The sequence below is a fragment of the Sphaerisporangium sp. NPDC049003 genome, from assembly GCF_043197795.1.
Classification (GTDB): domain Bacteria; phylum Actinomycetota; class Actinomycetes; order Streptosporangiales; family Streptosporangiaceae; genus Sphaerisporangium.
Genome location: NZ_JBICTU010000031.1, coordinates 1 through 23,850, shown reverse-complemented (window position 1 = coordinate 23,850; position 23,850 = coordinate 1). Strand labels below are relative to the sequence as shown.

Annotated in this window: 22 protein-coding genes; 15 read left to right on the top strand and 7 right to left on the bottom strand. The window is 68.8% G+C overall.

Annotation, left to right across the window (positions count from 1 at the left end):
* Nucleotides 1-35 precede the first annotated feature (35 nt).
* The 11 genes from ACGFIV_RS29520 (at nt 36) to ACGFIV_RS29470 (ending at nt 11,519) form a co-directional block, all read left to right on the top strand.
* Nucleotides 36-959: an NAD-dependent epimerase/dehydratase family protein gene (locus tag ACGFIV_RS29520; protein ID WP_392838266.1), complete on the top strand. Its 924-nt coding sequence runs from the start codon at nt 36-38 to the stop codon at nt 957-959.
* A 37-nt stretch (nt 960-996) separates the two neighbouring features.
* The gene (locus tag ACGFIV_RS29515) at nt 997-1,278 is read left to right on the top strand and encodes a type II toxin-antitoxin system Phd/YefM family antitoxin (RefSeq protein ID WP_358547211.1); all 282 of its coding nucleotides are present in this window, start codon (nt 997-999) and stop codon (nt 1,276-1,278) included.
* Entirely contained in the window at nt 1,275-1,598 is a 324-nt protein-coding gene (locus tag ACGFIV_RS29510; RefSeq protein WP_358547210.1) for a type II toxin-antitoxin system RelE/ParE family toxin, read from the top strand. The genes ACGFIV_RS29515 and ACGFIV_RS29510 overlap by 4 nt, the downstream gene beginning before the upstream one ends.
* Before the next feature lie 215 nt (nt 1,599-1,813).
* A complete protein-coding gene (locus ACGFIV_RS29505; protein ID WP_358547207.1) occupies nt 1,814-2,989 on the top strand; it encodes a cytochrome P450 in 1,176 nt (391 codons plus the stop codon).
* Between the two features lie 166 nt (nt 2,990-3,155).
* On the top strand, nt 3,156-5,468 hold the full coding sequence (locus ACGFIV_RS29500; RefSeq protein ID WP_392838265.1) for a glycoside hydrolase N-terminal domain-containing protein: 2,313 nt from the start codon (nt 3,156-3,158) through the stop codon (nt 5,466-5,468).
* 194 nt (nt 5,469-5,662) lie between these two features.
* On the top strand, nt 5,663-6,721 hold the full coding sequence (locus ACGFIV_RS29495; RefSeq protein ID WP_358547202.1) for an ABC transporter substrate-binding protein: 1,059 nt from the start codon (nt 5,663-5,665) through the stop codon (nt 6,719-6,721).
* Between the two features lie 76 nt (nt 6,722-6,797).
* Entirely contained in the window at nt 6,798-7,628 is an 831-nt protein-coding gene (locus tag ACGFIV_RS29490) for an ABC transporter ATP-binding protein (RefSeq protein ID WP_358547199.1), read from the top strand.
* 9 nt (nt 7,629-7,637) lie between these two features.
* Complete coding sequence (locus ACGFIV_RS29485) at nt 7,638-8,495, top strand: ABC transporter permease (RefSeq protein ID WP_358547197.1); 858 nt, start codon at nt 7,638-7,640, stop codon at nt 8,493-8,495.
* Nucleotides 8,495-8,890 (top strand): Rrf2 family transcriptional regulator, encoded by a 396-nt coding sequence (locus ACGFIV_RS29480; protein ID WP_358547195.1) that lies wholly within the window; start codon nt 8,495-8,497, stop codon nt 8,888-8,890. The genes ACGFIV_RS29485 and ACGFIV_RS29480 overlap by 1 nt, the downstream gene beginning before the upstream one ends.
* Before the next feature lie 122 nt (nt 8,891-9,012).
* Nucleotides 9,013-10,518, top strand: coding sequence for a serine/threonine-protein kinase (locus ACGFIV_RS29475; RefSeq protein ID WP_358547193.1), 1,506 nt, complete (start codon nt 9,013-9,015; stop codon nt 10,516-10,518).
* Between the two features lie 131 nt (nt 10,519-10,649).
* A complete protein-coding gene (locus tag ACGFIV_RS29470) occupies nt 10,650-11,519 on the top strand; it encodes a hypothetical protein (protein ID WP_358547190.1) in 870 nt (289 codons plus the stop codon).
* Between the two features lie 72 nt (nt 11,520-11,591).
* Here the strand turns inward: ACGFIV_RS29470 and ACGFIV_RS29465 are convergent, their stop codons facing one another.
* Nucleotides 11,592-13,526, bottom strand: coding sequence for an amino acid transporter (locus ACGFIV_RS29465; protein WP_358547187.1), 1,935 nt, complete (start codon nt 13,524-13,526; stop codon nt 11,592-11,594).
* Between the two features lie 206 nt (nt 13,527-13,732).
* Between ACGFIV_RS29465 and ACGFIV_RS29460 the strand changes: the two genes are divergently transcribed.
* Together ACGFIV_RS29460 and ACGFIV_RS29455 are read left to right on the top strand one after the other, a co-directional pair.
* On the top strand, nt 13,733-14,689 hold the full coding sequence (locus tag ACGFIV_RS29460; protein WP_392838264.1) for an ATP-binding protein: 957 nt from the start codon (nt 13,733-13,735) through the stop codon (nt 14,687-14,689).
* A gap of 99 nt (nt 14,690-14,788) precedes the next feature.
* A complete protein-coding gene (locus tag ACGFIV_RS29455) occupies nt 14,789-15,175 on the top strand; it encodes an SCO5389 family protein (protein ID WP_358547182.1) in 387 nt (128 codons plus the stop codon).
* Nucleotides 15,176-15,240: 65 nt separating this feature from the next.
* Here the strand turns inward: ACGFIV_RS29455 and ACGFIV_RS29450 are convergent, their stop codons facing one another.
* Nucleotides 15,241-16,182 carry a LysR family transcriptional regulator gene (locus ACGFIV_RS29450; RefSeq protein ID WP_358547180.1) on the bottom strand — a complete coding sequence of 314 codons (942 nt, stop codon included), beginning with the start codon at nt 16,180-16,182 and terminating at the stop codon, nt 15,241-15,243.
* Nucleotides 16,183-16,280: 98 nt separating this feature from the next.
* On the opposite strand from ACGFIV_RS29450, the gene ACGFIV_RS29445 reads away from it, so the two are divergent.
* Nucleotides 16,281-17,555: a pyridoxal phosphate-dependent aminotransferase gene (locus ACGFIV_RS29445; protein WP_358547361.1), complete on the top strand. Its 1,275-nt coding sequence runs from the start codon at nt 16,281-16,283 to the stop codon at nt 17,553-17,555.
* Nucleotides 17,556-17,718: 163 nt separating this feature from the next.
* Complete coding sequence (locus ACGFIV_RS29440) at nt 17,719-18,363, top strand: GNAT family protein (protein ID WP_358547178.1); 645 nt, start codon at nt 17,719-17,721, stop codon at nt 18,361-18,363.
* A 112-nt stretch (nt 18,364-18,475) separates the two neighbouring features.
* On the opposite strand, the gene ACGFIV_RS29435 is transcribed toward ACGFIV_RS29440, so the two are convergent.
* The 5 genes from ACGFIV_RS29435 to ACGFIV_RS29415 form a co-directional block, all read right to left on the bottom strand.
* Nucleotides 18,476-18,955 (bottom strand): hypothetical protein, encoded by a 480-nt coding sequence (locus ACGFIV_RS29435; protein WP_392838263.1) that lies wholly within the window; start codon nt 18,953-18,955, stop codon nt 18,476-18,478.
* 866 nt (nt 18,956-19,821) lie between these two features.
* Entirely contained in the window at nt 19,822-20,205 is a 384-nt protein-coding gene (locus ACGFIV_RS29430; protein WP_358556302.1) for a hypothetical protein, read from the bottom strand.
* 9 nt (nt 20,206-20,214) lie between these two features.
* The gene (locus tag ACGFIV_RS29425; RefSeq protein ID WP_358556299.1) at nt 20,215-20,508 is read right to left on the bottom strand and encodes a hypothetical protein; all 294 of its coding nucleotides are present in this window, start codon (nt 20,506-20,508) and stop codon (nt 20,215-20,217) included.
* Between the two features lie 99 nt (nt 20,509-20,607).
* Nucleotides 20,608-21,801, bottom strand: coding sequence for a helix-turn-helix domain-containing protein (locus ACGFIV_RS29420; RefSeq protein ID WP_358556296.1), 1,194 nt, complete (start codon nt 21,799-21,801; stop codon nt 20,608-20,610).
* Nucleotides 21,802-21,982: 181 nt separating this feature from the next.
* Nucleotides 21,983-23,332: a replication initiator gene (locus tag ACGFIV_RS29415; protein ID WP_358556305.1), complete on the bottom strand. Its 1,350-nt coding sequence runs from the start codon at nt 23,330-23,332 to the stop codon at nt 21,983-21,985.
* Nucleotides 23,333-23,850: the final 518 nt, after the last annotated feature.

The window sequence follows — 23,850 nt, the reverse complement described above, 5'->3', positions numbered from 1 at the left end:
TTCTTCCCGGCGAGAGGTTCGCGATGAGGGTGGCGGTGACGGGAACGTCGGGGTTCGTCGGGGGCGCGGTGTCCAGGGCCGCGGCGGCGCGGGGCTGGCAGGTGTACGCCTTCGGCCGCCGCCCCGAGGCGGACCTCGGTCGTGACCATCTTGGCGGCCCGCGCGCGTCGTACCGCTCGTGGGACATCACCGGGCCGGTGCCCGATGACCTGCCCGAGGTGGACGCGGTGATCCACTGCGCGGGCAGCGTGACCGACTGGGGACCCAGGCGGAAGATCGTCGAGGTCAACCTGGGCGGCACGACGCAGGTCCGGCGGGCCTTCCCCGGTGCCCGGTTCGTCCACGTCAGCACCGCGAGCGTGTACGACCCGTTCCGGCCCACCGTGATGGCACGCGAGGACGAGCCCCCGGCCGGCCGGTACGTCAACGCCTACGGGGCGTCGAAGGCGCTGGCCGAGAACGTGGTGCGCGACACGGCGGTGATACTCAGGCCGCACGCCGTGTACGGCAGGGGGGACACGACGCTGCTTCCCAGGGTGCTCGGCGCGGTGCGCGGACGCCGCCTGTGGGCGGTGGGCGACGGACGTCAGCGGATCAGCCTGACCTCTGTGGACAACCTGGCGCAGGCCTGCCTACTCGCCGCCGCAGGCCCGGTGGAGACGGGCGTCTTCAACGTGACGGACGCCGAACCGGTCGTGCTGGACGACGCGCTCCGCGAGATCCTGCGGGAAAGAAGCATCGACGCACGGCCCGCCTATCTGCCCGCCGCCCTGGTCACCCCGGTGGCAGCCGTCGCCGAGACCGCGTTCCACCTGCTCCGCCGCCCGGAACCACCCCGCCTCACCCGGTACGCCGTAGGCCACCTGTCCGTGGAACGCACCCTCGACATCACCGCCGCCAGAACCCACCTCGGCTACCGCCCGGCACCCACATCCTTCACCGGCGCCTTCACCTGGTGACTGGCCCTTCCCGACGTGTCTAGCTAGAATTGTAGCCATGGAGCCACTTTCGATCACAGAGGCTAAGAACCGGTTCACCGAACTGGCTGCGCAGGCTTCCGAAGCACAGGATCATTTCACTGTGACCCGCAACGGCCGCCCCTACGTCGTCGTGGTCTCCATCGCCGAATGGGAGGCCACTCAGGAAACCCTCTCGGTCCTGTCCGATGCGGCGGCGGTTGCCGACCTTCACGAGTCCGCCGAGGCCCAGCGCAGGGGCGAGGGGTACACGCTAGACGAGGCGCGGGCCGCACTGGCCGCGCGGCGAGCCTCCGCGTGAGCGATGCAGACGATGCTCCACGGTTCGAAATCGAGCTGAGGCCCGCAGCTCTGCGCGCCATCGCCGAGCAGCTTCCCCTCTTTGTCGCGGACGCTGTGCTCACTTTCCTCGAAGTCGCGCTGGCTCAGAATCCCCGACGTGTGGGTAAGGAACTCCGGGAGCCCTTCGATGGCGTGATGTCAGCTCGCCGGTCGACTTGGCGGGTCCTCTATCGCATCCACGACGGCAGGCACACAGGGAAATGCCCCGGTGAGCATCGGTGCCTCGGCACTGTCTCGGTGGAGTCCATCCGCCATCGGTCAGATGCCTACCGGATCTGACCGCCGATGCGCCTCGTGATCTGTGCCACCTCGACCTCGGCAGCGAAGCCATCCATGTCCGTGGGACCGGAAATCTGAGGTGCGGGCCGTGCAGGTTCACCACAGTTCTCATGACATGTCTTGACAAGAGTGGTTACGGGGAACGCTAATCCGGTGTAGCAGCCGATCCGGGTCGCGTCTTGAGGGCGTGAGCCGGCGAGAGAAAGGCGCCCATCGTGTCCGATCTCCCCCAGTTGCCGTTTCCGCGACGCAACCAGCTGGATGTGCCACCGACATACCGCGAGCTGCGCAAGCAGTCGCCCATCAGCCGGGTGCGGACCCAGGCGGGCGACGAGGCCTGGCTCGTCACGGGTTACGAAGAGGTGCGGCGGATCCTCGCCGACGACCGGCTCGGCCGCTCCCACCCCGATCCCGACGCCGCGCCGCGGATCTCCAGCTCGGTGATCCTCGGCGGCCCGAGAGGCGACTACTCGACCGAGAAGCAGGAGCACGAGAGGATGCGCAAGCTCCTCGCTCCCGCGTTCTCCGCCCGGCGGATGAAGGCCCTGACCGACCACGTGCAGGACCTGGTCGACGACCTCCTCGACCGCATGGCCACCAAGACGCCGCCGGTCGACCTGCACGAGCACTTCTCCTTCCCGCTTCCCGTGCTGGTCATCTGCGAGCTGCTCGGCGTACCGTTCGAGGACCGCGACCGGTTCCGAGCGCTGGCCGACGGCATGACGAACATGACCGACCCGGTGGCGGCCTCCATGGCGATGGACGAGCTCAGCGACTACATCCACGGGCTGGTGCTGGAGAAGCGCAGGCACCCGGCAGAGGATGTCCTGTCCGACATGGCCAACATGGACGCCGACGACAAGGAGATCTCCGACCTCGGGGCCGGCCTGCTGTTCGCGGGGCACGAGACGACCGTCAACCGCATCGACTACGGCGTCGTGTTCCTCCTCAGCGACCTGGCCCAGCGCGACGCGCTGGCCGCCGACCCCTCACTCGCGCCCGCCGTGGTGGAGGAGGTCCTGCGCATGGCCGCGCCGTCCGACCACGGGCTCGTGCGGTACGCCAAGGCCGACATCGAGGTCGGCGGCGTGACGATCCGCGCGGGCGAGGCGGTGCTCATCCTCACCTCGGCGGCGAACCGCGACGAGAACGTCTTCGACGCGCCCGACGTGTTCGACATCGGCCGAGAGGCCGCGGATCCTCATATCGCGTTCGGATACGCCCAGCATTACTGCATCGGGGCGAACCTCGCGCGGGTCGAGCTCCGGGTGGTGTTCGGCACGCTGCTCCAGCGGTTCCCCACGCTGGAGCTGGCCGAGCCCCTGCATCGGCTGCGCACCCGCACCGGCCGTCTGACCGGCGGTTTCGTCGAGCTTCCCGTCACCTGGTGAGCTGACCCGCCGCACGACCGCGGAACCGCGAGACCCTGCCGAGGCGTGTCGCGGTCCCGCCGCCGTGCCCCGACAAATAGCCACAATCCACACTTAACGCGTCTTGTAACCAATTCTGATTCGCCCCGTTAAGATTTAGTTTGATCATTATGCTGATCGGGGAGAAATGCTGACCCTGTGGTACGACCGTCCCGCGGACGAGTCAGATGAGCACGACGCGTGGGAACGGCTCGCACTGCCGATCGGCAACGGCAGGCTCGGCGCGATGGTGTTCGGACGGCTCGGAACCGAGCGTGTCGCCCTGAACGAGAGCACAGTGTGGACCGGCGGGCCTGGCTCGAAGGACGCCGAGCACGGGTACGGCTTCGGCGACTGGCCCTCTCCCCGGCCGGGCGCGCTGGACGAGGTCAGGCGGCGGATCGCCGAGGACGGGCGCGTCGAGCCCTGCGAGGCGGCCCGCCTGCTCGGAAACCTCGCCGGGATGGACGGTCACATCCCCGGGTTCGGCGCCTACCAGCCCTTCGGCGACCTTCTCCTCGACTTCGGTACGCCGGACGGCGTCTCGGACTACCGCCGCGAGCTCGACCTCTCGACCGCGATCGCGTCGGTGCTCTACTCGGCGGGCGGCGTCCGTTTCACGCGTGAGCACTTCGCCAGCAACCCGGCCCAGGTGGTCGTCATACGGCTCACCGCCGACCGTCCCGGCCAGGTGTCCGTCACGGTACGGCCGGCCGCCGCCGCACCGCTCTGCCCGCCGGTACGGGCGCGGGAAGGCCGTCTGACACTCCGGGGAGCGCTGGAGGACAACGGGCTCCGCTTCGAGGGACAGGTCCGCGTGCTGGCCGAGGGTGGCAGCCGTACGGACGAGGGAGGCGCGGTGGCGGTGCGCGGCGCCGACGCCGTGACCGTGGTGTTCTCGGCGGGCACCGACTACGCGGACGCGCACCCGGGCTATCGCGGAGACGACCCGCACGTCACGGTCACCTCGCGCGTCGACCACGCGTGCGCCCGGAGCTACGCGGAACTGAGGGCCGAGCACGTCGCCGACCACCGGGACCTCTTCGACCGCGTCCAACTCAACATAGGCGGATATTTCGCGACAGCGACGCAGGACGCGGTACCGACGGACCAGGCGCTCGCGGCGTACGGCGACGGCGGCCCCCGCGACCGGGCGCTCGAAACGCTGCTGTTCGCCTACGGCCGCTACCTGCTGATCGCCTCGTCGCGGTCGGACTCCCCGCTGCCGGCCAACCTCCAGGGCCTGTGGAACGACAGCACCACGCCTCCGTGGGACGGCGACTGGCACACCAACATCAACGTCCAGATGAACTACTGGCCGGCCGAGGTCACCGGGCTGAGCGAGTGCGTGCCGCCGCTGCTGCGTTTCGTCGACGGGCTGCGCGCTCCAGGGGGGATCACCGCCAGGACCATGTTCGGCGCGTCCGGCTGGGTGGTCCACCAGAACACCAACCCGTTCGGGTTCACCGGGGTGCACGACTGGCCGACGTCGTTCTGGTTCCCCGAGGCGAACGCCTGGCTGGCCCAGCACGTCTACGAGCGCTACCTGTTCAGCGGCGACCTCCGCTACCTGCGCGACCACGCGTACCCCCTGCTCCGCGAGACGGCCGGCTTCTGGCTCGACCACCTGACCGAGGAGCGGGGCCTCGTCGTCTCCCCCAGCCACTCGCCCGAGCACGGGCCCTTCTCGGCCGGCGCCGCGATGTCGCAGCAGATCGTGTGGGACCTGCTGGCGAACACCGTCGAGGCCGCGGACTACCTCGGGGTCGATCCCGGCTACCACGTGCTCAAGGCCCTCGGCGAGCTGGACGAGGGGCTGCGGGTCGGATCGTTCGGGCAGCTCCAGGAGTGGCGGGAGGACTGGGACGACCCGGACGACACGCACCGCCACGTCTCCCACCTCTTCGCGCTGCACCCGGGCCGCCGCATCCGTCCCTGCACCGAGTACGGCGACGCCGCGCGGGTCACGCTGGACCATCGCGGTGACGACGGCCCCGGCTGGAGCAGGGCCTGGAAGATGAACCTCTGGGCCCGCCTGCTCGACGGCGACCGCGCGCACCACCTGCTCCGCGAGCAGCTCAGGCACGGCGTCCTGCCCAACCTGCGGAGCACGCATCCCCCGTTCCAGATCGACGGCAACCTCGGGACCACGGCGGGGATCGCCGAGATGCTCCTGCAGAGCCACGCGGGCGTGATCGACGTGCTTCCCGCGCTGCCGTCCGCGTGGCCGTACGGCTCCTTCGACGGCCTGCGCGCCCGGGGCGGCCACACGGTCGGCGCCACCTGGCAGGAGGGCGAGGTCGTCGAGGTGCGCGTCGTCTCGGGCACCGACGGCGAGGTACGGCTGCGCAATCCCGCGTTCCTGAGCGGCTGCCGCACCCATGTGCCCTGCGCCGTCGAGGACGACACGGCCGCGTTCCAGGCGACCACCGGAAACGCGTACCGGATCACCGTCGGCTGAGCCCTCAAGAAGCCGCACCCTCCAGAAACAGACATAACGCCATATATCCGCATAAAGAATGGCGATGGCGTCACTCCACGGGACACGAACCGGTAACAACGCGTGCCCGTGCCGTCACCACGGCTTGACAGAAGGAGCGCCATATCGTCTTATACACCTACCCGACTTATTAAGTAGGAATTAAGGAGTAGTCCATGAAGGTTCGCAGGCTCCGGGGGATGGCGGCAGCACTGGCCGCGGTCGCCGTGACCGCCCTCGCGGCGGCCTGCGGCGGAGGCGACACTTCCGCCTCCGGCGGCGGCGCGGCCAAGACCGAGGTCCGCCTCGGCTTCTTCCCCAACATCACGCACTCCACGGCGCTGGTCGGGGTCAAGAAGGGGTTCTTCGCCAAGGCGCTGGGCAGCGACGCGACGCTGAAGACCGCCACCTTCAACGCCGGCCCCGCGGCCACCGAGGCGATCTTCTCCGACGCCATCGACGCGACGTACATCGGACCGAACCCCGCGATCAACGCCTGGTCGAAGTCCAAGGGCCAGGCCATCAAGATCGTCGCCGGATCGGCGTCGGGCGGCGTCTACCTCGTCGTCAAGCCGACCATCAACAGCGCCGCCGACCTCAAGGGCAAGAAGATCGCGACGCCGCAGCTCGGCAACACGCAGGACGTCGCGCTGCGCTTCTGGCTCAAGGACCAGGGCCTGAAGACCGACACCAAGGGCGGCGGCGACGTCTCGATCGTCCCCCAGGAGAACGCGCAGACCCTGCAGACCTTCGCCACCGGCGACATCGACGGCGCCTGGGTCCCCGAGCCCTTCGCGAGCCGCATGATCCAGGAGAGCAAGGGCAAGATCCTCGTCACCGAGGCCGACCTCTGGCCGAACAAGCAGTTCGTGATCACGCACCTCATCGTCAGGCAGCAGTTCCTCAAGGAGCACCCTGACCTGGTGAAGAAGCTGATCGAGGCGCACGTCGAGTCCAACGCCTACATCCAGTCGGACCCGGCCGGCGCCAAGGAAGCGATCAACGCGGAGCTGCAGGACCTGTCCGGCAAGCCCCTCAAGACCGAGGTGCTGGACAGCGCCTTCAAGAACATCACCTTCACCAACGACCCGATCGCCTCCTCCCTGGTGACCAGCGCCGAGCACGCCCAGCAGGTCGGCCTGCTCGACCCGGTGGACCTGAACGGCATCTACGACCTCACGATCCTCAACGAGGTGCTGGCCGCCAAGGGCCAGCAGGCGGTGAGCGACAAGTGACCAAGCACTGCACCCCACAAGAGCCGACGCGGCGCTCCCGGTCACGGGCCGGCGAGCCGCTGGGTGAGGAGTCGAAGTGACAGCTCCGATTCAGGAGCTGCGCCCCAGCCGGGCCGACGGGCGTGAGCCCGCGGTCCGGCTGGACGCGGTTTCCAAGGTGTACGGCCGGGAGCTCCTCGCCCTCGACCGGGTGACGCTGTCGGTGGACAAGGGCGAGTTCGTCTGCCTGCTCGGAGCCTCGGGCTGCGGCAAGAGCACGATGCTCAACCTGGTCGCCGGGCTCGACCGCCCCACGGCCGGGGAGATCGACACCAAGGGCGGGCGCATCGCGATGATGTTCCAGGAGCCCGCCCTGTTCCCGTGGCTCACCGTCTCGGCCAACATCGAGCTGGCGCTCCGGGTGAAGAGCTCGTCCAGGAGCACGTCGAAGAAGGAGCGCCGCGCGCGGGCGGAGGAGCTGCTGGAGATCGTCCACCTGGGCGGCTTCGGCGCCAAGCGCCCGCACGAGCTGTCCGGCGGCATGCGCCAGCGCGTCGCGCTCGCCAGGGCCCTGGCCCAGGACGCCGACGTGCTGCTCATGGACGAGCCCTTCGGCGCGCTGGACGCCATGACCCGCGACCTGCTCCACGACGAACTGGAGCGCATCTGGCGGGAGCGCGAGCTGTCCGTCCTGTTCGTGACCCACAACGTGCGCGAGGCCGTGCGGCTGGGTGACCGGGTGGTGCTGCTGAGCAGCAGGCCGGGCACGGTGATCGAGGAGTTCCCCGTCACGCTCCCCCGGCCGCGCCGTACGGACTCCGGCGAGGTGGCCGAGCTTGCCGGGAGCATCACCGACAGGCTTCGTCAGGAGGTGCTGCGTCACGCCCGGCCGGCGCAGCAGCCCGTCGGCGCCGGCGCTGAGAAGTGATGGTGCGTCATGACTGCTGATATCTCCCAACAGATCGCCGGTCTGGACGCGCTGGAGCTGTCCCACCGGGAGCAGCGCGGCGTCGCCGCGAGGGTCTGGTCGCGCGCCTGGCCGATGATCTCCGCCGTTGTGCTGGTCTTGGTGATCTGGGAACTGGTCGTACTCAGCGGGTGGCGTCCCGAGTACGTCTTCCCGGGCCCCGTCGCCGTCCTCGGAGACCTCTGGACCCGCCTCGGCGACCCCGAGTTCTACACGGCCGTGGCCGTGACGATGCGCCGCGCCGTCACCGGGTTCGCGGTCGCGGTGCTGGTCGGGCTGATCGTCGGCGCGGCCGTGTCGCGCGTGCGTCCCCTGCGGGCGGCGTTCGGCTCCCTGATCACGGGCCTGCAGACCATGCCCTCCATCGCGTGGTTCCCGCTGGCGATCCTGCTGTTCAAGCTGAGCGAGAGCGCGATCCTCTTCGTGGTCGTCCTCGGCGCGGCGCCGTCCATCGCGAACGGGCTGATCGCGGGCGTGGACTACACCCCGCCGATCCTGCTCAGGGCCGGGCACATCCTCGGGCTGCGGCGGCTGGCGCTCTACCGGCACGTCATCCTGCCCGCCTCGCTGCCGTCGTTCCTCTCGGGGCTCAAGCAGGGGTGGGCGTTCGCGTGGCGGTCGCTGATGGCGGGTGAGCTCCTGGTGATCATCGCCAACCAGACGTCGATCGGCGAGCAGCTCGACAACGCCAGGGAGCTCTCCGACGCCCCGGGCCTGCTGGCCACGATGATCGTGATCCTCGTCATCGGCATCGTCGTGGACATGTGTTTCGGCGCGGCCGACAACGCTCTCCGGCGCCGCTGGGGGCTCGACCAGCGCGTAGGCTGATGCGGATCTCCGCCAGGACACAGTACGCCCTGCGCGCCGCCGCGGAGCTGGCCGCCGCTCCTCCGGGCCCCGTGCCCGCGGAGCGGATAGCGAGCTCCCAGGACATCCCCCGCAGATTCCTGGACAACATCCTGCTCCAGCTGCGGCGCGCGGGGCTCATCGAGAGCCAGCGGGGCCCCGAGGGGGGCTACTGGCTCGCGAGGCCGGCCACCGAGATCACTCTCGCCGACATCATCCTCGTGATCGAGGGCGTACCCTCCCACAGCGAGCGGTTCCCCGGGGTCGCCGGGCCGCTCGCCGAGGTGTGGACGGCGCTGCGGACGTTCGAGAACACGACGCTGACGGAGATCACGCTGGCCCACATCGCCAGCGGCTCCCTCCCGCCTCTCGCCTGATGCCGGCCCGTCCCGTACGTCTTGTACGACCCCTTCGGTTGGAGCGCGCCAAAGCCGGCGTTTGTGGAAGACTGCCGATCTGCTGACATCTCTATCTATCGCCCGCGAAGGGGCATTTTCGGATGGGAACTCCTGGGCAGCTGGTGGTGAAGCGGTACCGGCTGGTGAGAGCACTCGGTCAGGGCGGCATGGGCATGGTCTGGGAGGGGCACGACACGCTCCTCGACCGGCCGGTGGCGGTCAAGGAAGTGCTGGTCCCGCACAGGCTCGACTCCCGTCAGCAGCTCCAGATGGTCCATCGGACCTCCCGCGAGGCCCGTACGGCCGCGCGGCTCAACCACCGCACCATCGTCAGCGTCTTCGACGTGGCCGAGGAGGACGGGCGGCCCTGGATCATCATGGAGCTCGTGCCGTCGCGCTCCCTCGACCGGGTGATCGCCAGCGAGGGCCCGCTCTCCGTCTCCCGCGCCGCGACGATCGGGCGCGACGTCCTCACCGCCCTGTCCGTCGCGCACGCCGCCGGAGTGGTGCACCGCGACGTGAAGCCGGCCAACATCCTCATCGGCTACGACGGCCGCGTGGTGCTGAGCGACTTCGGCATCGCCACGTCCCTCGGCGACCCCTTGGCCCAGCGGAGCGGCACGATCGGATCGCCCGGCTTCCTCGCGCCGGAACGCGCGGCCGGGGCGCCCGCCGCGCCCTCCGCCGACCTCTGGTCGCTCGGCGCGACCCTCTTCGCCACGGTCGTCGGCAAGCCCCCCTTCGACAGCACCATGGGACCGGTGGCCTCGCTCCTCACCCAGGACGCCGAGCTGACCAAGGCGCCCGCCGAGCTGCGCCCGGTGCTGGCCGGGCTGCTCGCCAAGGATCCCGCCAAACGGATGGGCGCCGCCGAGGCCCAGCGCCTGCTCGACGCCATCGTGTCGCCCGGCGATCCGGCGCCCTCGCCCGCGCCCACCCGGGGCGGGAGCCGTACGAAGCTCCTCGCCGGGGTGGCGGCGGTCGTGATCGTCGCGGGCGCGATCGGCGGGTGGGCCGTCCTGCGGCCGACCGGCACGGCGAGCGCCGGTCGCGACGGCGCGTCTCCGCTGACCGCTCCCGCGTCCGGCACGACGCCGACCGCGACTCCGGTCGCGACGCCCACTCCCTCCCCGAGCCGGTTGAGGCTGAGGTGGTACGACGCGGGCCGGGGGTGGAAGGCGGGAGTGCCGCGAGGCTGGCGGCTCGGCATCCAGGAGGACCACTTCACCTGGGCCGACCGTACGGGCACGGCCTACCTGGGGCTGGAGGTCATCGACTCTCGCGGGAGGGACCCGCTGGACCTGCTGCGCGAGGTCGAGACGTCCCTTTCCAGCTCGGTCAGGAAGTACCGGAAGATCCGCCTTGAGAAGGTCCCCGCGAAGCGCGACGTCGTGGCCGAGTGGGAGAGCACCTGGACCGGGCCCGGCTACCATTCCTGGGCCGTCAAGGGGGTGCCCTACCACGAGATCCAGAGGATGATCGTCACGGGCGACCGCCTCAGCGTCATCGACTGGGTCACCACCACGGCCGAATGGGAACGCCTCGGCCCCACCATGGAGGCCGTCTTCAAGTACTACCGTCCTCCGGGACTTACCACCCCCAGATGACCTTCCCGGTAGGTTCGCTGCCAGTCGGCGGCGCCGGTGAAGGAAATCGGCCCCACCAACCGGCGACAAGGCATCACCGCTCGATGAATTCCTACTAAGGTCGGTCGTATCTCGATCACGAGGAGATGTGCATGAGCTGGCTCTCGAAGCGTCTTCTTCTCGGCCATCTGCGCACGGGACCCACCGTTCTGCTGCCCGCCAAGCCGAGCCCGGCGGCGCTTCTCGTGGTCCTGCGGCTGGCCGATCCGGACGCGCACGCCGACGGCGACGACATCGTGCTCACGGGGATCCGGGTGAAGGCCGGCCTCGAACTGACGGAGGAGGAGCTCCGCAAGCTCCTGATCACCGACGAGGACCACCTCTGGGCTCAGCGGGTCGTCGCCGACGGCCCGCTGCCCGTTAACGGTCTCGACAAGCGACTGGCGGAGGGAATCGCCTACCGCCTCGGCGGCTGGGCGATGACCAGGGGCGAGATGAGCGACCCCACCGACGACGACTCCGTGGGGCCGGTCGCGTACCTCGGCGAGATGCCGCCGCACGAGGAGATGATCTCGCTGCTGAGCGACCGCCTGCGCCCGGCCGAGTCGCTGAAGCCGTCCTGGGAGGAGGCGGGGTCCGCCGAGCTCCTCGACGGGATCGCCCACCGGTACCAGGAAGGCTTCGCCATGTACGGCGGAGCCGACATCCTGGTGTCCCTCACCCCCACGACCGAGATCCCTTCGGCCGTGCGCGCCGTCATGCCGTACGCCTCCGAGGTGGTCAGGGTGGACGTGCGCCCCTTCGAGGACTCCGAGGGCACGATCACCCTGACCGGCGACGAGGCACTCGCCGACACCGGGGCGGTGGCCCTGGCCATCGCCGACGCCTTCAACGGCCTGGCGACGGACGCCTGGGGCTTCCAGATCTCCACGCCCCAGGACCTCCTCCCCCCACCACCCCCGAACACCACCCCACCGGACGCCACGAACCCACCCGACGCCACCCCACCGGACGCAACCTGACCCGACGCAACCTGACCCCGCGCGACGCCACCTGACCCCGCGTAAGGACCAGGCCCGGGTCACAGGCCCGGGTCAGCCGACGTGGACCGGGGGGCGGCGGGTGTCGTCGGGCTCGGCCTGGCGGAGCACCTCACGGGTGAGAGGCGCGACATCGCCCCCGCCGAAGACCAGGTAGCGCAGGAGCGCGGCGATGGGGTTGCCCTCGGACCAGTGGAAGTAGACGTGCGGGAGCTTGCCCGTCTCGTCGCGAATGTGCAGCAGAACCGCCGCGATCGCGTTGGGCACCGTGGCGCCCTCCACCCGCAGGATCTTGTATCCGTGGCGCTCCTCGCCCCGCACGCACAGCTCGGAGTGGAACTCCGAGGCGTCCCCCACCGTGATCTCCAGGAAGAGCAGGGGCTCGTCGTCGGGCAGGTGGTGGTTGCGCCGCGTCTCGTGGTCCTTGTCGGCGTACTCCTGCTCGTCGCGCGCGTCGGGCTCGTTGGCGATGATGCGGATCTTGCCAGGGACCTCGATGAGGCTCTTCGCCTTCTCGTCGAACTCGATGGCGCTGACGCGCAGTTCGGTGGAGCGTGTGGCCCGGGAGATGATCGAGGTGACGACGATGGCGACGACGAAGAAGAACGCGATCTTCAGACCGTCGGGCCGCTCGATGATGTTCGCGACGGCGGTGTACGCGAGGATGAGCGCCACCACGCCGAAGGCGGCGGCCCGCCCGCGCCTGCCGTGCTGCCAGGAGGACAGGGTGACCGCGACCGCGGCCGAAAGGATCAGCGCCAGCACCCCCGTGGCGTACGCCCCGCCCTGCTCCTCCACACCCGCGTGGAAGAAGAGCGTGATGGCGCAGGCGATGCCGGTGAACACCAGCACCAGGGGACGCACCGCCCGCGTCCAGTCGGGCGCCATGCCGTAGCGGGGAAGGTAGCGCGGCACGATGTTGAGCAGCCCCGCCATGGCCGACGCGCCGGCGAACCACAGGATGGCGATCGTGCTGATGTCGTACGCCGTGCCGAACAGGTCGCCGAGATACTGGTGGGCGAGGTAGGCGAGGGCGCGCCCGCTGGCCTTGCCGCCCTCCTTGAACTCCTCGGCCGGAATGAGCACGCTGGTCGCGAAGCTGCTGGCGATGAGGAAGACGCTCATGATCAGCGCGGCGACGGTCAGCAGCCGCCTGGCGCCCTTGACGCGCTGCTCAAGATCGCCCTTCACCAGCGGCATCACCGCGACGCCGGTCTCGAACCCCGACAGACCGAGCGCGAGCTTGGGCATCACGAACAGCGAGAGGCCGATCATCGCGAGCGGCCCTGAATGCTCGGTGGTGAGCGCGTGCTGCCAGTCGCCCACCATGGCCGGATGGGCGATGGCCTGCACGACGGACGTGACCACGACCACGACGTTGAACAGGAGATAGACCGCCACGAGGATCACGGCCAGGCCGATGGCCTCGCTGAAGCCGCCGAGGAACACCACGCCGAGCAGCACGATGAGCAGCAGCGTGATCGGGACCTTCCACCCCTCCAAGAAGTCGGGGACGAAGGGGTTCTGCAGGACGTGGGCCGTGGCGTCGGCCGCGGACAGGGTGATCGTGACCACGAACGCCGTGGCGACGAACCCGAGCAGGAACAGCACGAGGAGCTTGCCCCGCCACCCCGGCAGCAGGCCTTCGAGCATGGACAGCGAGCCCAGGCCGTTCGGGCTTTCCGCGGCCACGGCGCGGTAGGTCGGCAGGGCGCCGAACAGGGTGAGCGCGACGAGCAGCAGCGTGGCGATGGGCGAGAGCGACCCTGCGGCCAGCGCGGCGATGCCCGGCTGGTAGCCGAGCGTGGAGAAGTAGTCGACACCGGTGAGGCACATGACCTGCCACCACCGGTGCTGCTCATGGGCCGCAGGCTCGGCGTGGTGGCCGACGGACTTGCGGTCGGAATGGAGCAGGCCGTGCAGCAGCCAGGCACGCAGTTTCTCGTCGGCGCGCTCGTCGGCCGCCGGTGGAGTGGAAGTGGCCCCCACCTTGTCACCCCTTAGTAAGTGCCGCGGGACGACAGGAACCCTACTCAACGGCCGGGGCCCGCGGGACCAACCCCTGCCACCTGTGGACAACCGTGACAAGGAACTTCTCGCGCCTGGTCATGAACCGCTGAGGAAAGCCCAGGCACGTGGCATGATGAGCCACTCGGTACTTGCAATGGTTTTCATAATCAGATTGGATCCGACCTATGAGAGTTGCCTTCGTCGGCAAGGGCGGGAGCGGTAAGACGACGCTTTCGTCCCTGTTCGCCAGGTACGCAGCGCGGCAGTGCGGCCAGGTGGTCGCCATCGACGCCGACATCAACCAGCACCTCGGGCTGGTGCTCGGGCTCGACCCGTCGGCGCTGCCCCAGCCGCTGGGCGCCCATATCGGCGAGATCAAGGAGTATCTGCGGGGCGGCAACCCCCGGGTCACCTCCGCCTCGTCCATGGTCAAGACCACTCCGCCCGGCCGGGGGTCGCGGCTGGTGAGCGTCACCGATCCCTTCTTCATGGAGCGGTTCGCCACCGGCGTCCAGGGGTTCCAGCTGATGGTCACCGGCCCCTTCAGCGAGGACGACCTGGGCGTGGCGTGCTACCACTCCAAGGTCGGCGCGGTCGAGCTCTTCCTCAACCACCTCGTCGACGGGCCCGAGGAGCACGTCATCGTCGACATGACGGCGGGCGGCGACTCCTTCGCCTCCGGGCTGTTCACCCGGTTCGACATGACCTTCCTGGTCGCCGAGCCGACGAGACAGGGCGTGAGCGTCTACCGCCAGTACCGCGACCACGCCCGCGACTTCGACGTGCCGATCGCGGTGGTCGGCAACAAGGTCCATTCCGAGGCCGACGTCGCCTTCCTCCGGGAGCAGGTCGGAGACGACCTGCTGGTGTGCCTGGAGCACTCGCCGGCCGTCCGGTCCATGGAGCAGGGCCACGCGTTCACCCTCGACGACCTCGAACCGGCCAACCGGGAGGCTCTCACGGTGCTCATGAGCCACCTGCGCGCCCAGAAGAAGGACTGGGAGAGGTTCGGCCGCCAGGCGATCGAGTTCCACACGCGAAACGCGCGGGCGTGGGCCAACCGGGCCACCGGCGAGGACCTTCTCCAGCAGATCGACCACGACTTCGTCTTCGGCGAGCGCCCGACCGTCGGAGCCGGATGACGGGCGGCCGCTTACGCGACTGTTCCCATAACGCCACCTGGAGCCGGGGCGACGCGACGCCTAACGTCGAGTTCGTCCCTCCCGAGAGGAGAACCAAGCATGTCGCTGACCGTTCCGAACGAGCTCATCGACCAGGCACGCGCGGGTGACGTCGACGACGAGGCGTTCCTTGCCTGCGTCCGCGACTCCCTCCCGTACGCCTGGACCCTGATCACCGGACTGGTGCGGCAACGCCAGGAGAGCGGCGCCGAGTTCGCGGACAACCACACGCCACCACCGGACGAGGCGGCGCGCGGCCAGCTCCTGCGGTGCCTGGCCAGTGACTCGATGCGCGGTGCGCTGGAGCGGCACTTCGGCGTGCGGCTCGCCTTCCAGAACTGCCACCGTGTCGCCGTGTTCGACCCGACGGCCGAGAAGGCGCACGCGGAGTTCGTCACCGCACGCGCCCAGATCCTCAACCAGCAGCCCGACCTGGTCGACTGCTGACGCACCGCGCTCCGTACGGCTCCCGCCAGGCACCACGGCGGGGGCCGTACCGGTTTCCGTATGCCCTACTCGGCGGAGGACCGCACCGGTGCCAGATCGGCGGCCAGATAGCGCGCCGCCACGTGCAAGGCCCGCAGTGTCGCGGCCACGGACGGGCGGTTCACGCTCGACGCCCTGACCACGGCCTGCACCTCGCGGGTGACCGGGTCGCCGGGGAACTCCCGCACCGCGACGCCCCTGACGCCGGCGGCGAGCGCCAGCGCGGGCACGGCGGCGATGCCGATGCCCTTGGCCACGAGGCTCAGGATGGTCCCGAGGCCCTCGAACTCCCACGGCACCGGGTGGGCGCCGCCCACATCGGAGAGCAGCCTGTCCACCGCCATGCGGGAGGGCTCGCCGTCCGGGGTGGCCATCCACGGCTCGTCGCGCAGCGCCCACAGGTCGACGGGGACCGACGGGTCGGCCATGCGGTGCCGCCGGGGCACCACCAGCACGAGCGGATCGACCAGCAGCGGCATGACGCGCAACGCCTCGGTGTCGCGGGCGCGGAGGCTCCCGTACCAGTCGTCCACGAGCGCGATGTCAACCTCGCCCGCCTGTACCTCCCGCATGCCACGCCCGGAGCGACTCTGGCGTAGCCGGAGCGACAGCGACGTGTGGCGGCGCAGTGACCTCGCGAGCACCGGGGCGAACGCCACCGCACCCGTCGGGAAGGCGGTCACGACGACGCGACCAGAAGGAGTGGCCGCGTGGGCGGACAGGTCGGACTCGGCCGCCTCCACCATGGCGAGGATCCGCTCGGCGTGCTCGACGAGACGGTGCCCCGCGTCCGTGAGCTCGGCACTCCGGGACGTACGGTCCAGCAGGACCGAACCCGTCTCGCGTTCCAGGGCCGCCAGTTGCTGGGAGACCGCCGACGCGCTGTACCCGAGCGAGGCGGCGGTCGCGGCGATGCTCCCTCTGCGCGCGAACTCGCGGAGCAACGCCAGGCGCCGGACGTCGAGCATCGCTTCTCCTTATGGTCACCCACGAAAAGCCTCGCTTGTACTGATGGGTGTACCCGCTCAAGCTTGGGGACGTTCCCCCGTACCAGGAGGTTATGACCGTGAACATCACGCTTTCTGCCACTCTGGCGGCTAATGAGGACATTGCCCGAAGACGCCGCGCCGGGCAGCGGGTCCTCAACCTCGCCTTCGGCGAGGCAGGCCTTCCCGTCCACCCGGCACTGCGCGATCGCCTCGCCGAGGCCTCGCAGGAGAACTGCTACGGACCCGTCGCCGGCGCCCACGGCCTCCGCGAGGCGGCGGCGGGCTACTGGGCCCGGCGCGGGCTGCCCACCGATCCCGAACTGGTCGTCTGCGGCCCCGGAAGCAAGCCCCTGCTGTACGCGCTCCTGCTCGCGATCGGCGGCGACATCGTGCTGCCGATGCCGAGCTGGGTGAGCTACGCGGCCCAGGCCGAGCTCGCCGGCGTCCGCCCGATCCTGGTTCCCGCGCCCCCCGGCGAGGGGGGGACGCCGGATCCCGACCAGGTGGCGGGCGCCGTCCTGCACGCGCGCGCTCAGGGCCGTACGGTGAACACGGTCCTGCTGACCCTGCCCGACAACCCGACGGGCAGGCTGGCGGCCCCGGAGACCGTCACCCGTCTCGTCCAGGTCGCCCGTGAACTGGACCTGATGATCATCTCGGACGAGATCTACCGGGACCTCGTCCACGACGAGAGCGCGGCATTCCTGAGCCCGGCCGACATCGCACCCGAGCGGACCGTCGTCACCAGCGGGCTGAGCAAGAGCCTCGCGATCGGCGGGTGGCGCATCGGGGTGGCACGGCTCACGTCGGCGCCCCTGCGCGACAGGCTTCTCGCCGTCGCCTCCGAGATCTGGTCGAGCCCGGCCACCCCGGTGCAGCACGCGGCGGCGTACGCGTACACCGAGCCGCCCGAGCTCGTCGAGCGCGTCACCGCGAGCAGGAGGCTCCACGGCATCGTGGCGCGGGCGGTGGCCGACCGTTTCGCGAGGGCGGGCGCCCGCCTGACGTACCCGCAGGGAGGGTTCTACCTCTACCCCGACCTCGCGCCCCTTCGTCGGTTCACCACCTCCGCCGAGCTCGCCTCCGCGCTGCTCGACGGGCACGGGGTGGGCGTGCTGCCGGGCTCGGCGTTCGGCGACGCGCCCGGGAACCACCGCGTGCGGGTCGCCACGAGCCTGCTGTACGGCGAGGGCGAGGAGCAGCGGCTGGCCACGCTGAACGCCGAGCGGCCGCTCGATCTGCCCTGGGTCGCGGCCTCTCTAGGGCACCTGGAAGAGGCGCTCGCGGGGTTCAGCGAAAGGAGGCGATTCGTGGCCTGGATTCCCGGCTCGCTGGCCCCGGCGACTCCGTGATCTGCATTACCGAACTTTTACTGTTCACCCCCTGCCGGCGACGGCCGGGATCACCCATCTGACCTGCGATTTCTTGTTTTGGATCACTGCTCTCGCGGACGCCCCCCAAGATGTTCCATCCGATTTGGTGCAGCGTCTACAAGAGAGCCCCCATCATGTGCTCATGCCCGCTTTTGTCACCCTGTCCGGGCGCTCCGTGCGCCTGGAACCTCTCAGCCACGCGGTGGTCGACGACCTGGTCGCCGCGGCGAGTGAAGACCGCTCCACCTACGCCTTCACTCGCGTTCCCGTTGGCCGGGAAGAGATGACCTCGTACGTCGAGGCGGCTCTGGCTGAGCAGGCGGAGGGCCGAACTGTGCCCTTCGCCATCCGGTGGCTGCACACCGACAGAATCGTCGGTGCCACCCGTCTGATGCACCTGGAGTACTGGCAGGGCCCCCTGCCCTGGCCTCCCGGCGCGCGTGGCGTGGTGGGCGAGGTCCCGTCCGTGGCGGACATCGGTTACACCTGGCTGGCCGCATCGGCCCAGGGCACCAGCGTGAACCGGGAGAGCAAGTACCTCATGCTCTCGCTCGCCTTCGAGACCTGGCAGGTCCACCGCATCACCCTGAAGGCGGACGTACGCAACGTACGTTCCCGGGCCGCCATCGAGGCCCTCGGCGCACACCTCGACGGGGTGCGGCGGGCGGACAGCCGAGGCGCCGACGACACGGTCCGAGATACCGCCTACTACTCGATCCTCAGCACCGAATGGCCGCAGGTCCGAGAACGGATGCACGCGAGGCTCGGCCTCGTGGAAGCGGCGTGAGATCCCCGTTCCTTCTATGAACCCATGGAACAGACAGCCCGCCCGGAGGCCTTCGTGGCTTCCGGGCGGGCTGCCCTGTTTTCCATCGGTCTCTCGCGTTCGGCGTTGAGGATTACTGCTCGTCTGCCTCGTAGATGTAGTCCCAGCGGCCGCAGTACTTCTTCGTGCCGTGGTTGTTGTCGTAGTAGCAGACCCGGACCTGGATGTTGTCGACGTCGTCCTCGTAGAAGTGGAAGTAGCGGTAGCCGCTGGAGCCGCACTTCTTCGCCCAGTACGTCGACTCGTCGCCGTCCTCGTTCTCGAACTTGACCTGGACGTAGCCGCACAGCCAGTTCGGGGAGTTCTTGTCGTACAGCTTGCCCTCGACGTGGAAGCTGCCGTCGTTCTCTTCGTAGACGTGGCCCTTGGCCTTGGCCCGCGAGCCGTGGAAGTACTTGGAGTAGTTGTAGCCCCAGAAGTCGTCCTCAAGCAACACTTTGCGCGCGGTTCCTTGGGTGGACGCCGACGCGGAGGAGGCGAAGGCAGGGACGCCGACGGCGAGGACGGTTGAGGCGGCGGCGATGCCGAGAAGGGTGCGGACGGAGCGACGCATTTTGGATCTCCCAGACTGAGGGGTGCTCCCCGGCTCTTGCTCCGGGGTTCGTGCTACCAGTGAAAACCCGTCCCATTGCAGGCTGCTTACAGCTCCAATTGCAGGCCGCTTACAGGGGGCTTGCTGTGCTGGCAGGACACTTGAGAGCCTTCGCGCCGGGTGCCATCACAGCCCCGATCCCCACGGACACCGAGCACAACGCATACAACTCAGCCGAGGGCAGAGCCGTTTCGGCGAGGATCTTCTCTACAGGGTTAAAGGCTCGCTTCGCTCGCCGGGGGCCGCCGCCCTGCGGGCGGCCAGCGCTCCCCGGGCATGCGGCCTTGGGGCCGGTCCCGGGGGCGCGCCGTCCTCAGGCGACGGCCCCCGACAGCACACAGCCTGTACCAGTCAGGCAGCCACCACCACGCCCTCACGATCGCCACAGGGTGGCTGATCTACGTACGGGGTTGGGGGCGATCGGAGGTCCGGCGCTTCGTCCCTCAGCACCAGCCCACCGAGCAGCATGGTTATGGTCCTGCATGGCGTTTGCCGAAAGATTGATGAGCCCCCCACCCAGTGCTTCCCCGTGGGGGGCTCCGTCGCACCGGACTGCTATACCCTCGCCCATCCGCGCGACGTGATCTTGGTTGTTAGAACCGCAGCGCCGAGGGTGCTCGGTTCTCAAGCCGCGTTTCGGTGTCCAGATGCGCTGCCAGCTCGTCAAGCGTGGCCCCACATCGCACGTTGGACAGTCCGCGATCGAGAGCGCTCTGAGACACACCGTGACGACGCACCGCGTAGAACCCGCCCCCCATCCCCTCGGAGATCTCCCAGCGCATGCCGTACCGTGCGGTCAACGCGTTAAGTGTCGTGGCTGCCACCGGTCAGCCCCCATTCCCAGACGTCTCCACGGCCGGGATGCTCACGCCGATCGAGGCAAGCGCCTCCGCGATCACATGTGAGTACGGGTGCCCCTTGCGCAGGTCCACGTATCGGGCAGCCACGCGACGAGCGGCCGAGACCGGATCGTCGGTCGAGCAGTACGAGAGCAGGCGTCGCCCCTTGGAGGAGACGGCACCGGACCACCAGATGTAGCAGGCGCCATCCGTCCAGACCACGAGGTCCACCCACACCGACACCAACGCGAGCCCCGTGCCCTCATGAACGTCAGAGCAGATCCCGTGACGTTCCAGCTCTCGCGAGAGCCGCAACGCCACCGTCACCGCGGGGTGCCGACTCGACAGCTCAGGAAGGATCGGAGCGGTCACGATCACCGCTTAGCCCCTCGTGACCGTCTGGCCTTTACGGACAGCGTCCCGTTGGATGCGCTCCTGCTCATCGAGGAGTCGAGCTAGGTCACCGTCACTGTCGGCGTCGACCGTGCGGCACAAGCCCCGCATGAGGTCCTTCTCGGAGATCACGTCCGAACGGGTGGCGTACCAGCCGGACGGCTGGCATTGATCGTCTTGCCCCCGCCAGACGCGCCAACGGGGGAACCGGTTCCGCAACCGGCTCACGATGTCGTCGTCCGCGTCCCAGTAGTGCAGTTCGCTTGCGTCTCGGAAGCCCATGCTTTGGACGGTAAGGGCAACTCACTGTGACTACGAGGGACGCAGCGTCAGGGCTCATCGGTGGGAGACCACCTACCCGTACAGGGTGTACGGGCTGATCTAGTTGACGCCCCCGAACTCCTGAACCAGGCTCCGCAAGGGAGCGGTAAGCCGAGTCTTACGCTCAACGAGATCAGACGTGAGAGTCCTCGCGAACCCCTGGTGTCGGAACCATTCGGGCGAGAGTTTCCGAGCGCGTACGGTCGCCTCCACGGCCTCATCGGTACGGCGACGTTCCAACAGCGAGCGCGCCTCGTTGAGCAGGTGGCGTCCGAATTGGACCTTGAACAGGTCTTCGCGCCGTACTCCCTGGGACGCAGTCAGCGCCGCGTCAGGCTGATGCAGAGCAGTCATGATGTGCGTGGTCTGCACCGCAACATGTGACGGCCCGAACGAGACCCAGTAATCATGCCGGTCCTTGGCCACCCGAGCCGCACCGGCCGCAGCAACACGTAGGTACTCCCCTGCCCGCTCACCGTCGGCACGCGCACCAGCGGACACAGCCGCGTGCAACATGAGCCCGCCCCACGCGGTGATCTGCTCTGCCGGAGCTTTGGACATGGCCGGTTCGATCTCATCGGCCGCCGACGTGGCGAGTCGTTCCGCCTCGTCAAGCCGCCCCTGATGAAGCATGACCCATGAGTACGTGCCGTACAACGTGGCGAGACGCCAGGCGTCGTTGCCGTCCTTGGCCGCCAAGATGGCACGTTCAGCAGCGATAGCGGCAGCGTCGTCACGTCCGGTGTGAACCAGGACGCAGGCAGCGAGTTGCCAGGCATGGGCCAGCGCAGCGGCACCGGCACCCGAATCATGTGCATGGAGCAGGCGGCACTCATTGATCAGGTTCGGAAGATCTGCCGCCAAGACTCCGAACTCACCACCGAAGTAGGCACCATACGAGCGCTCCACCAAGCGCCAGAGGCTAGCCGCGTCGGCGGGCTCTCCCTCGTGATCTGGATGGAGCAGGGGAAGTAGGCCCGGATTGATCACTGCGTCGCGCACGCTCAAGACGGCCGCTCCGGGAACAGGGTCAAGCGCAGGCTTCTTCCCCGCGATCACGCCGGGGTCGACGTCGAGGGCACGAGCGAGCTTGACCATTGAGGCCCACGACATGGACTCACGAACATCGCGTTCCAGGAGGGAGACCAGATCGAGGCTTACACCCGCCCGGTTGGCCAGCTCTTGTTGGCTGTAGCCGCGATCCAGGCGAAGCGACCGGAGACGCTTTCCGATTGTCGAGCTGCCATCGGCCATGGCTCTACCCCTCCCTGGGGGACAACTCCGATTCCCAGGCTAAGTCAAAGACCTAGGTCCGTGTGGCTTACGGCCTTACGACCTAGTGACGTGGTGCCGCCGGCCTCAACCGCTTCGCGGCCCCTTCGGGGTGCTTCGCATTGACGCCGGCCGCACCACTCAGCGCGGGGTTGGCCACCCGTCAGCCGGGGGACTCTCTGCGATTCCGTTCCCGTGCGAGCTTCCGAGCTGCCGAGATGCGTCCCCGTGCGACCTCAGCCCAGAACGCCTCACCATGCCGGTAGCCGCTTCCCGCGAACCGCCACTCCCCGACCGTGACCGTCTCCCGCTCGCCAGGATCAGGCAAGCCCCGCCGTTTCCGAGACTCCTCCGCCTGATGATCCGCCCGAGCCTGCCGCAACGTGCCGAGCGTGGTCGAGTAGTGACGGCTCTTGGTCGAGAAGTGCCCCCGGTAGCCCAGCATGTGCGCCCACTGCCGAAACGGGATCAGCCGATACTCAGGACGGTCCCCCAGGACGAAGCACGTGTAGATCATGCGCCGAGCGTGCTCGGTCACCTCCAGAAACGCGACGTCACGTATCTGCCGGATCGGCCGATCCACCGTCCCGGCTGACTCGGCACCCTTGGTCGCGTACTTGGCGATGTAGGACGCGACCCGCTGATCCGCCAGCCCCTCCAGCGAGGTAGCCACGTAGATCGGTTCCACGTCGAGCTGTTGGCCCCATCGGCCGACGAAGGAGGGAGATTCCTCAGGCACGGGCACCGAGACCCCCGCCGCCGTCTCACGGATGGCCGCCTGAAGCACCGGGACCGTTGCCCAGTCCGGGGGACGATCGGCAGGCCCCTCGGGGCCGTCGAGGCGAATCACGGCATGGAAGTGGACCAGGCCCCGCGCCTGATACTCGGCGACCTTCGCATACGACAGCCGAAGCCGACGCCGCAGCGCGGCCCGTGACACTCCGAGCAGACGGGCGAAGGTGGCCGGGAGTGCTTGGGTGAACCGCCGCCACAACTCGCCCGCGTGAGCGTTCCACAGCACCGCGCCGACATAGTCGTAGCAGTCCACGCAGACCGGTTGCCCGACCTGGGGATCATCCTCCCCGTGACGCACCCCGCACCCTTGCGGCCTGCCGTGCTCGCACACCGGGTTGTCACGCCGGGGACGACACGGCAGCGGCTTGCCGTCCCTCTCACGTCGAGCATGGACCGCCCCGAACGAGGGGGCCGTGAAGGTCGCGAACACGCGAGGATGCCCGCCCACGTCCTCAGGGACGCCCTTACCGCCCCGCAGGCCGGACAGGATCAGATGATAGGTGTCGTCCCGGTACACCTCAGAGCAGGCCGGACAGCGCGAGGCGCGACGGTTGCCACACGCGGTCAGCAGGTACCCGGTCGGCTCATCAGCCGTCCGGTACACATCCAGGATCTCTAGGGCAGAGTCGAACGTGATCCGGTGACCTTGAAGCCGAATCGGCTCAGCACACCCGCCCGTAGCCCGCACCATCTGATACCACCGGGGAAAGTCCGGCATCGAGGCGCGCTGAGCAGCAGCGAAGACCTCAGGAGAGAAGCCGGGGACCTCGCTCACACGGCACCCCTCCCATTACTGGGAGAAGTGAAGCGAGTCTGTTCCGCCTCGACTTCCACGCCGAGAAATAGAGCTATGCGGGTCCACTTCTTATCTGACCACGGGGGTGATTGTGCCGCCTTTCGCTTGCCCCACTCCTCGGCAAGCTTGAAATGCGACGAGACATCCGGAGTTTGCAGCGGTGCTCCTTTCACCGAAGGAAACCACCGATGCACGGGAAGGGGGAAGCACCATCACAGGGCATGCCGAAGACACGGCTTGGCGTGGCAATGGTGCTTCAGCGAGAGAATAATGGAGTGTTTGTATGTTTGTGCGCGATGTTTATAGACCGGTTGGCGCGCCAGTTTCTTGGCCTACCACTGGGCCCAGGGCCCCGGCGAGTTGAGGTTTTGATGGGGTTCGTTCATAAACATACGGCTACGCAGGTAAGGAAATGCCAAGCCGCCACAGATGGAAAGGCA

What these genes read in the sequence shown, in the direction of transcription:
- ACGFIV_RS29515 (WP_358547211.1), top strand. Translation starts at nt 997, where the DNA reads ATGGAGCCACTTTCGATCACAGAGGCTAAGAACCGGTTCACCGAACTG.
- ACGFIV_RS29500 (WP_392838265.1), top strand. Translation starts at nt 3,156, where the DNA reads ATGCTGACCCTGTGGTACGACCGTCCCGCGGACGAGTCAGATGAGCAC.
- ACGFIV_RS29495 (WP_358547202.1), top strand. Translation starts at nt 5,663, where the DNA reads ATGAAGGTTCGCAGGCTCCGGGGGATGGCGGCAGCACTGGCCGCGGTC.
- ACGFIV_RS29485 (WP_358547197.1), top strand. Translation starts at nt 7,638, where the DNA reads ATGACTGCTGATATCTCCCAACAGATCGCCGGTCTGGACGCGCTGGAG.
- ACGFIV_RS29480 (WP_358547195.1), top strand. Translation starts at nt 8,495, where the DNA reads ATGCGGATCTCCGCCAGGACACAGTACGCCCTGCGCGCCGCCGCGGAG.
- ACGFIV_RS29475 (WP_358547193.1), top strand. Translation starts at nt 9,013, where the DNA reads ATGGGAACTCCTGGGCAGCTGGTGGTGAAGCGGTACCGGCTGGTGAGA.
- ACGFIV_RS29470 (WP_358547190.1), top strand. Translation starts at nt 10,650, where the DNA reads ATGAGCTGGCTCTCGAAGCGTCTTCTTCTCGGCCATCTGCGCACGGGA.
- ACGFIV_RS29460 (WP_392838264.1), top strand. Translation starts at nt 13,733, where the DNA reads ATGAGAGTTGCCTTCGTCGGCAAGGGCGGGAGCGGTAAGACGACGCTT.
- ACGFIV_RS29455 (WP_358547182.1), top strand. Translation starts at nt 14,789, where the DNA reads ATGTCGCTGACCGTTCCGAACGAGCTCATCGACCAGGCACGCGCGGGT.
- ACGFIV_RS29450 (WP_358547180.1), bottom strand. Translation starts at nt 16,182, where the DNA reads ATGCTCGACGTCCGGCGCCTGGCGTTGCTCCGCGAGTTCGCGCGCAGA.
- ACGFIV_RS29440 (WP_358547178.1), top strand. Translation starts at nt 17,719, where the DNA reads ATGCCCGCTTTTGTCACCCTGTCCGGGCGCTCCGTGCGCCTGGAACCT.
- ACGFIV_RS29435 (WP_392838263.1), bottom strand. Translation starts at nt 18,955, where the DNA reads ATGCGTCGCTCCGTCCGCACCCTTCTCGGCATCGCCGCCGCCTCAACC.
- ACGFIV_RS29425 (WP_358556299.1), bottom strand. Translation starts at nt 20,508, where the DNA reads ATGGGCTTCCGAGACGCAAGCGAACTGCACTACTGGGACGCGGACGAC.
- ACGFIV_RS29420 (WP_358556296.1), bottom strand. Translation starts at nt 21,801, where the DNA reads ATGGCCGATGGCAGCTCGACAATCGGAAAGCGTCTCCGGTCGCTTCGC.
- ACGFIV_RS29415 (WP_358556305.1), bottom strand. Translation starts at nt 23,332, where the DNA reads ATGCCGGACTTTCCCCGGTGGTATCAGATGGTGCGGGCTACGGGCGGG.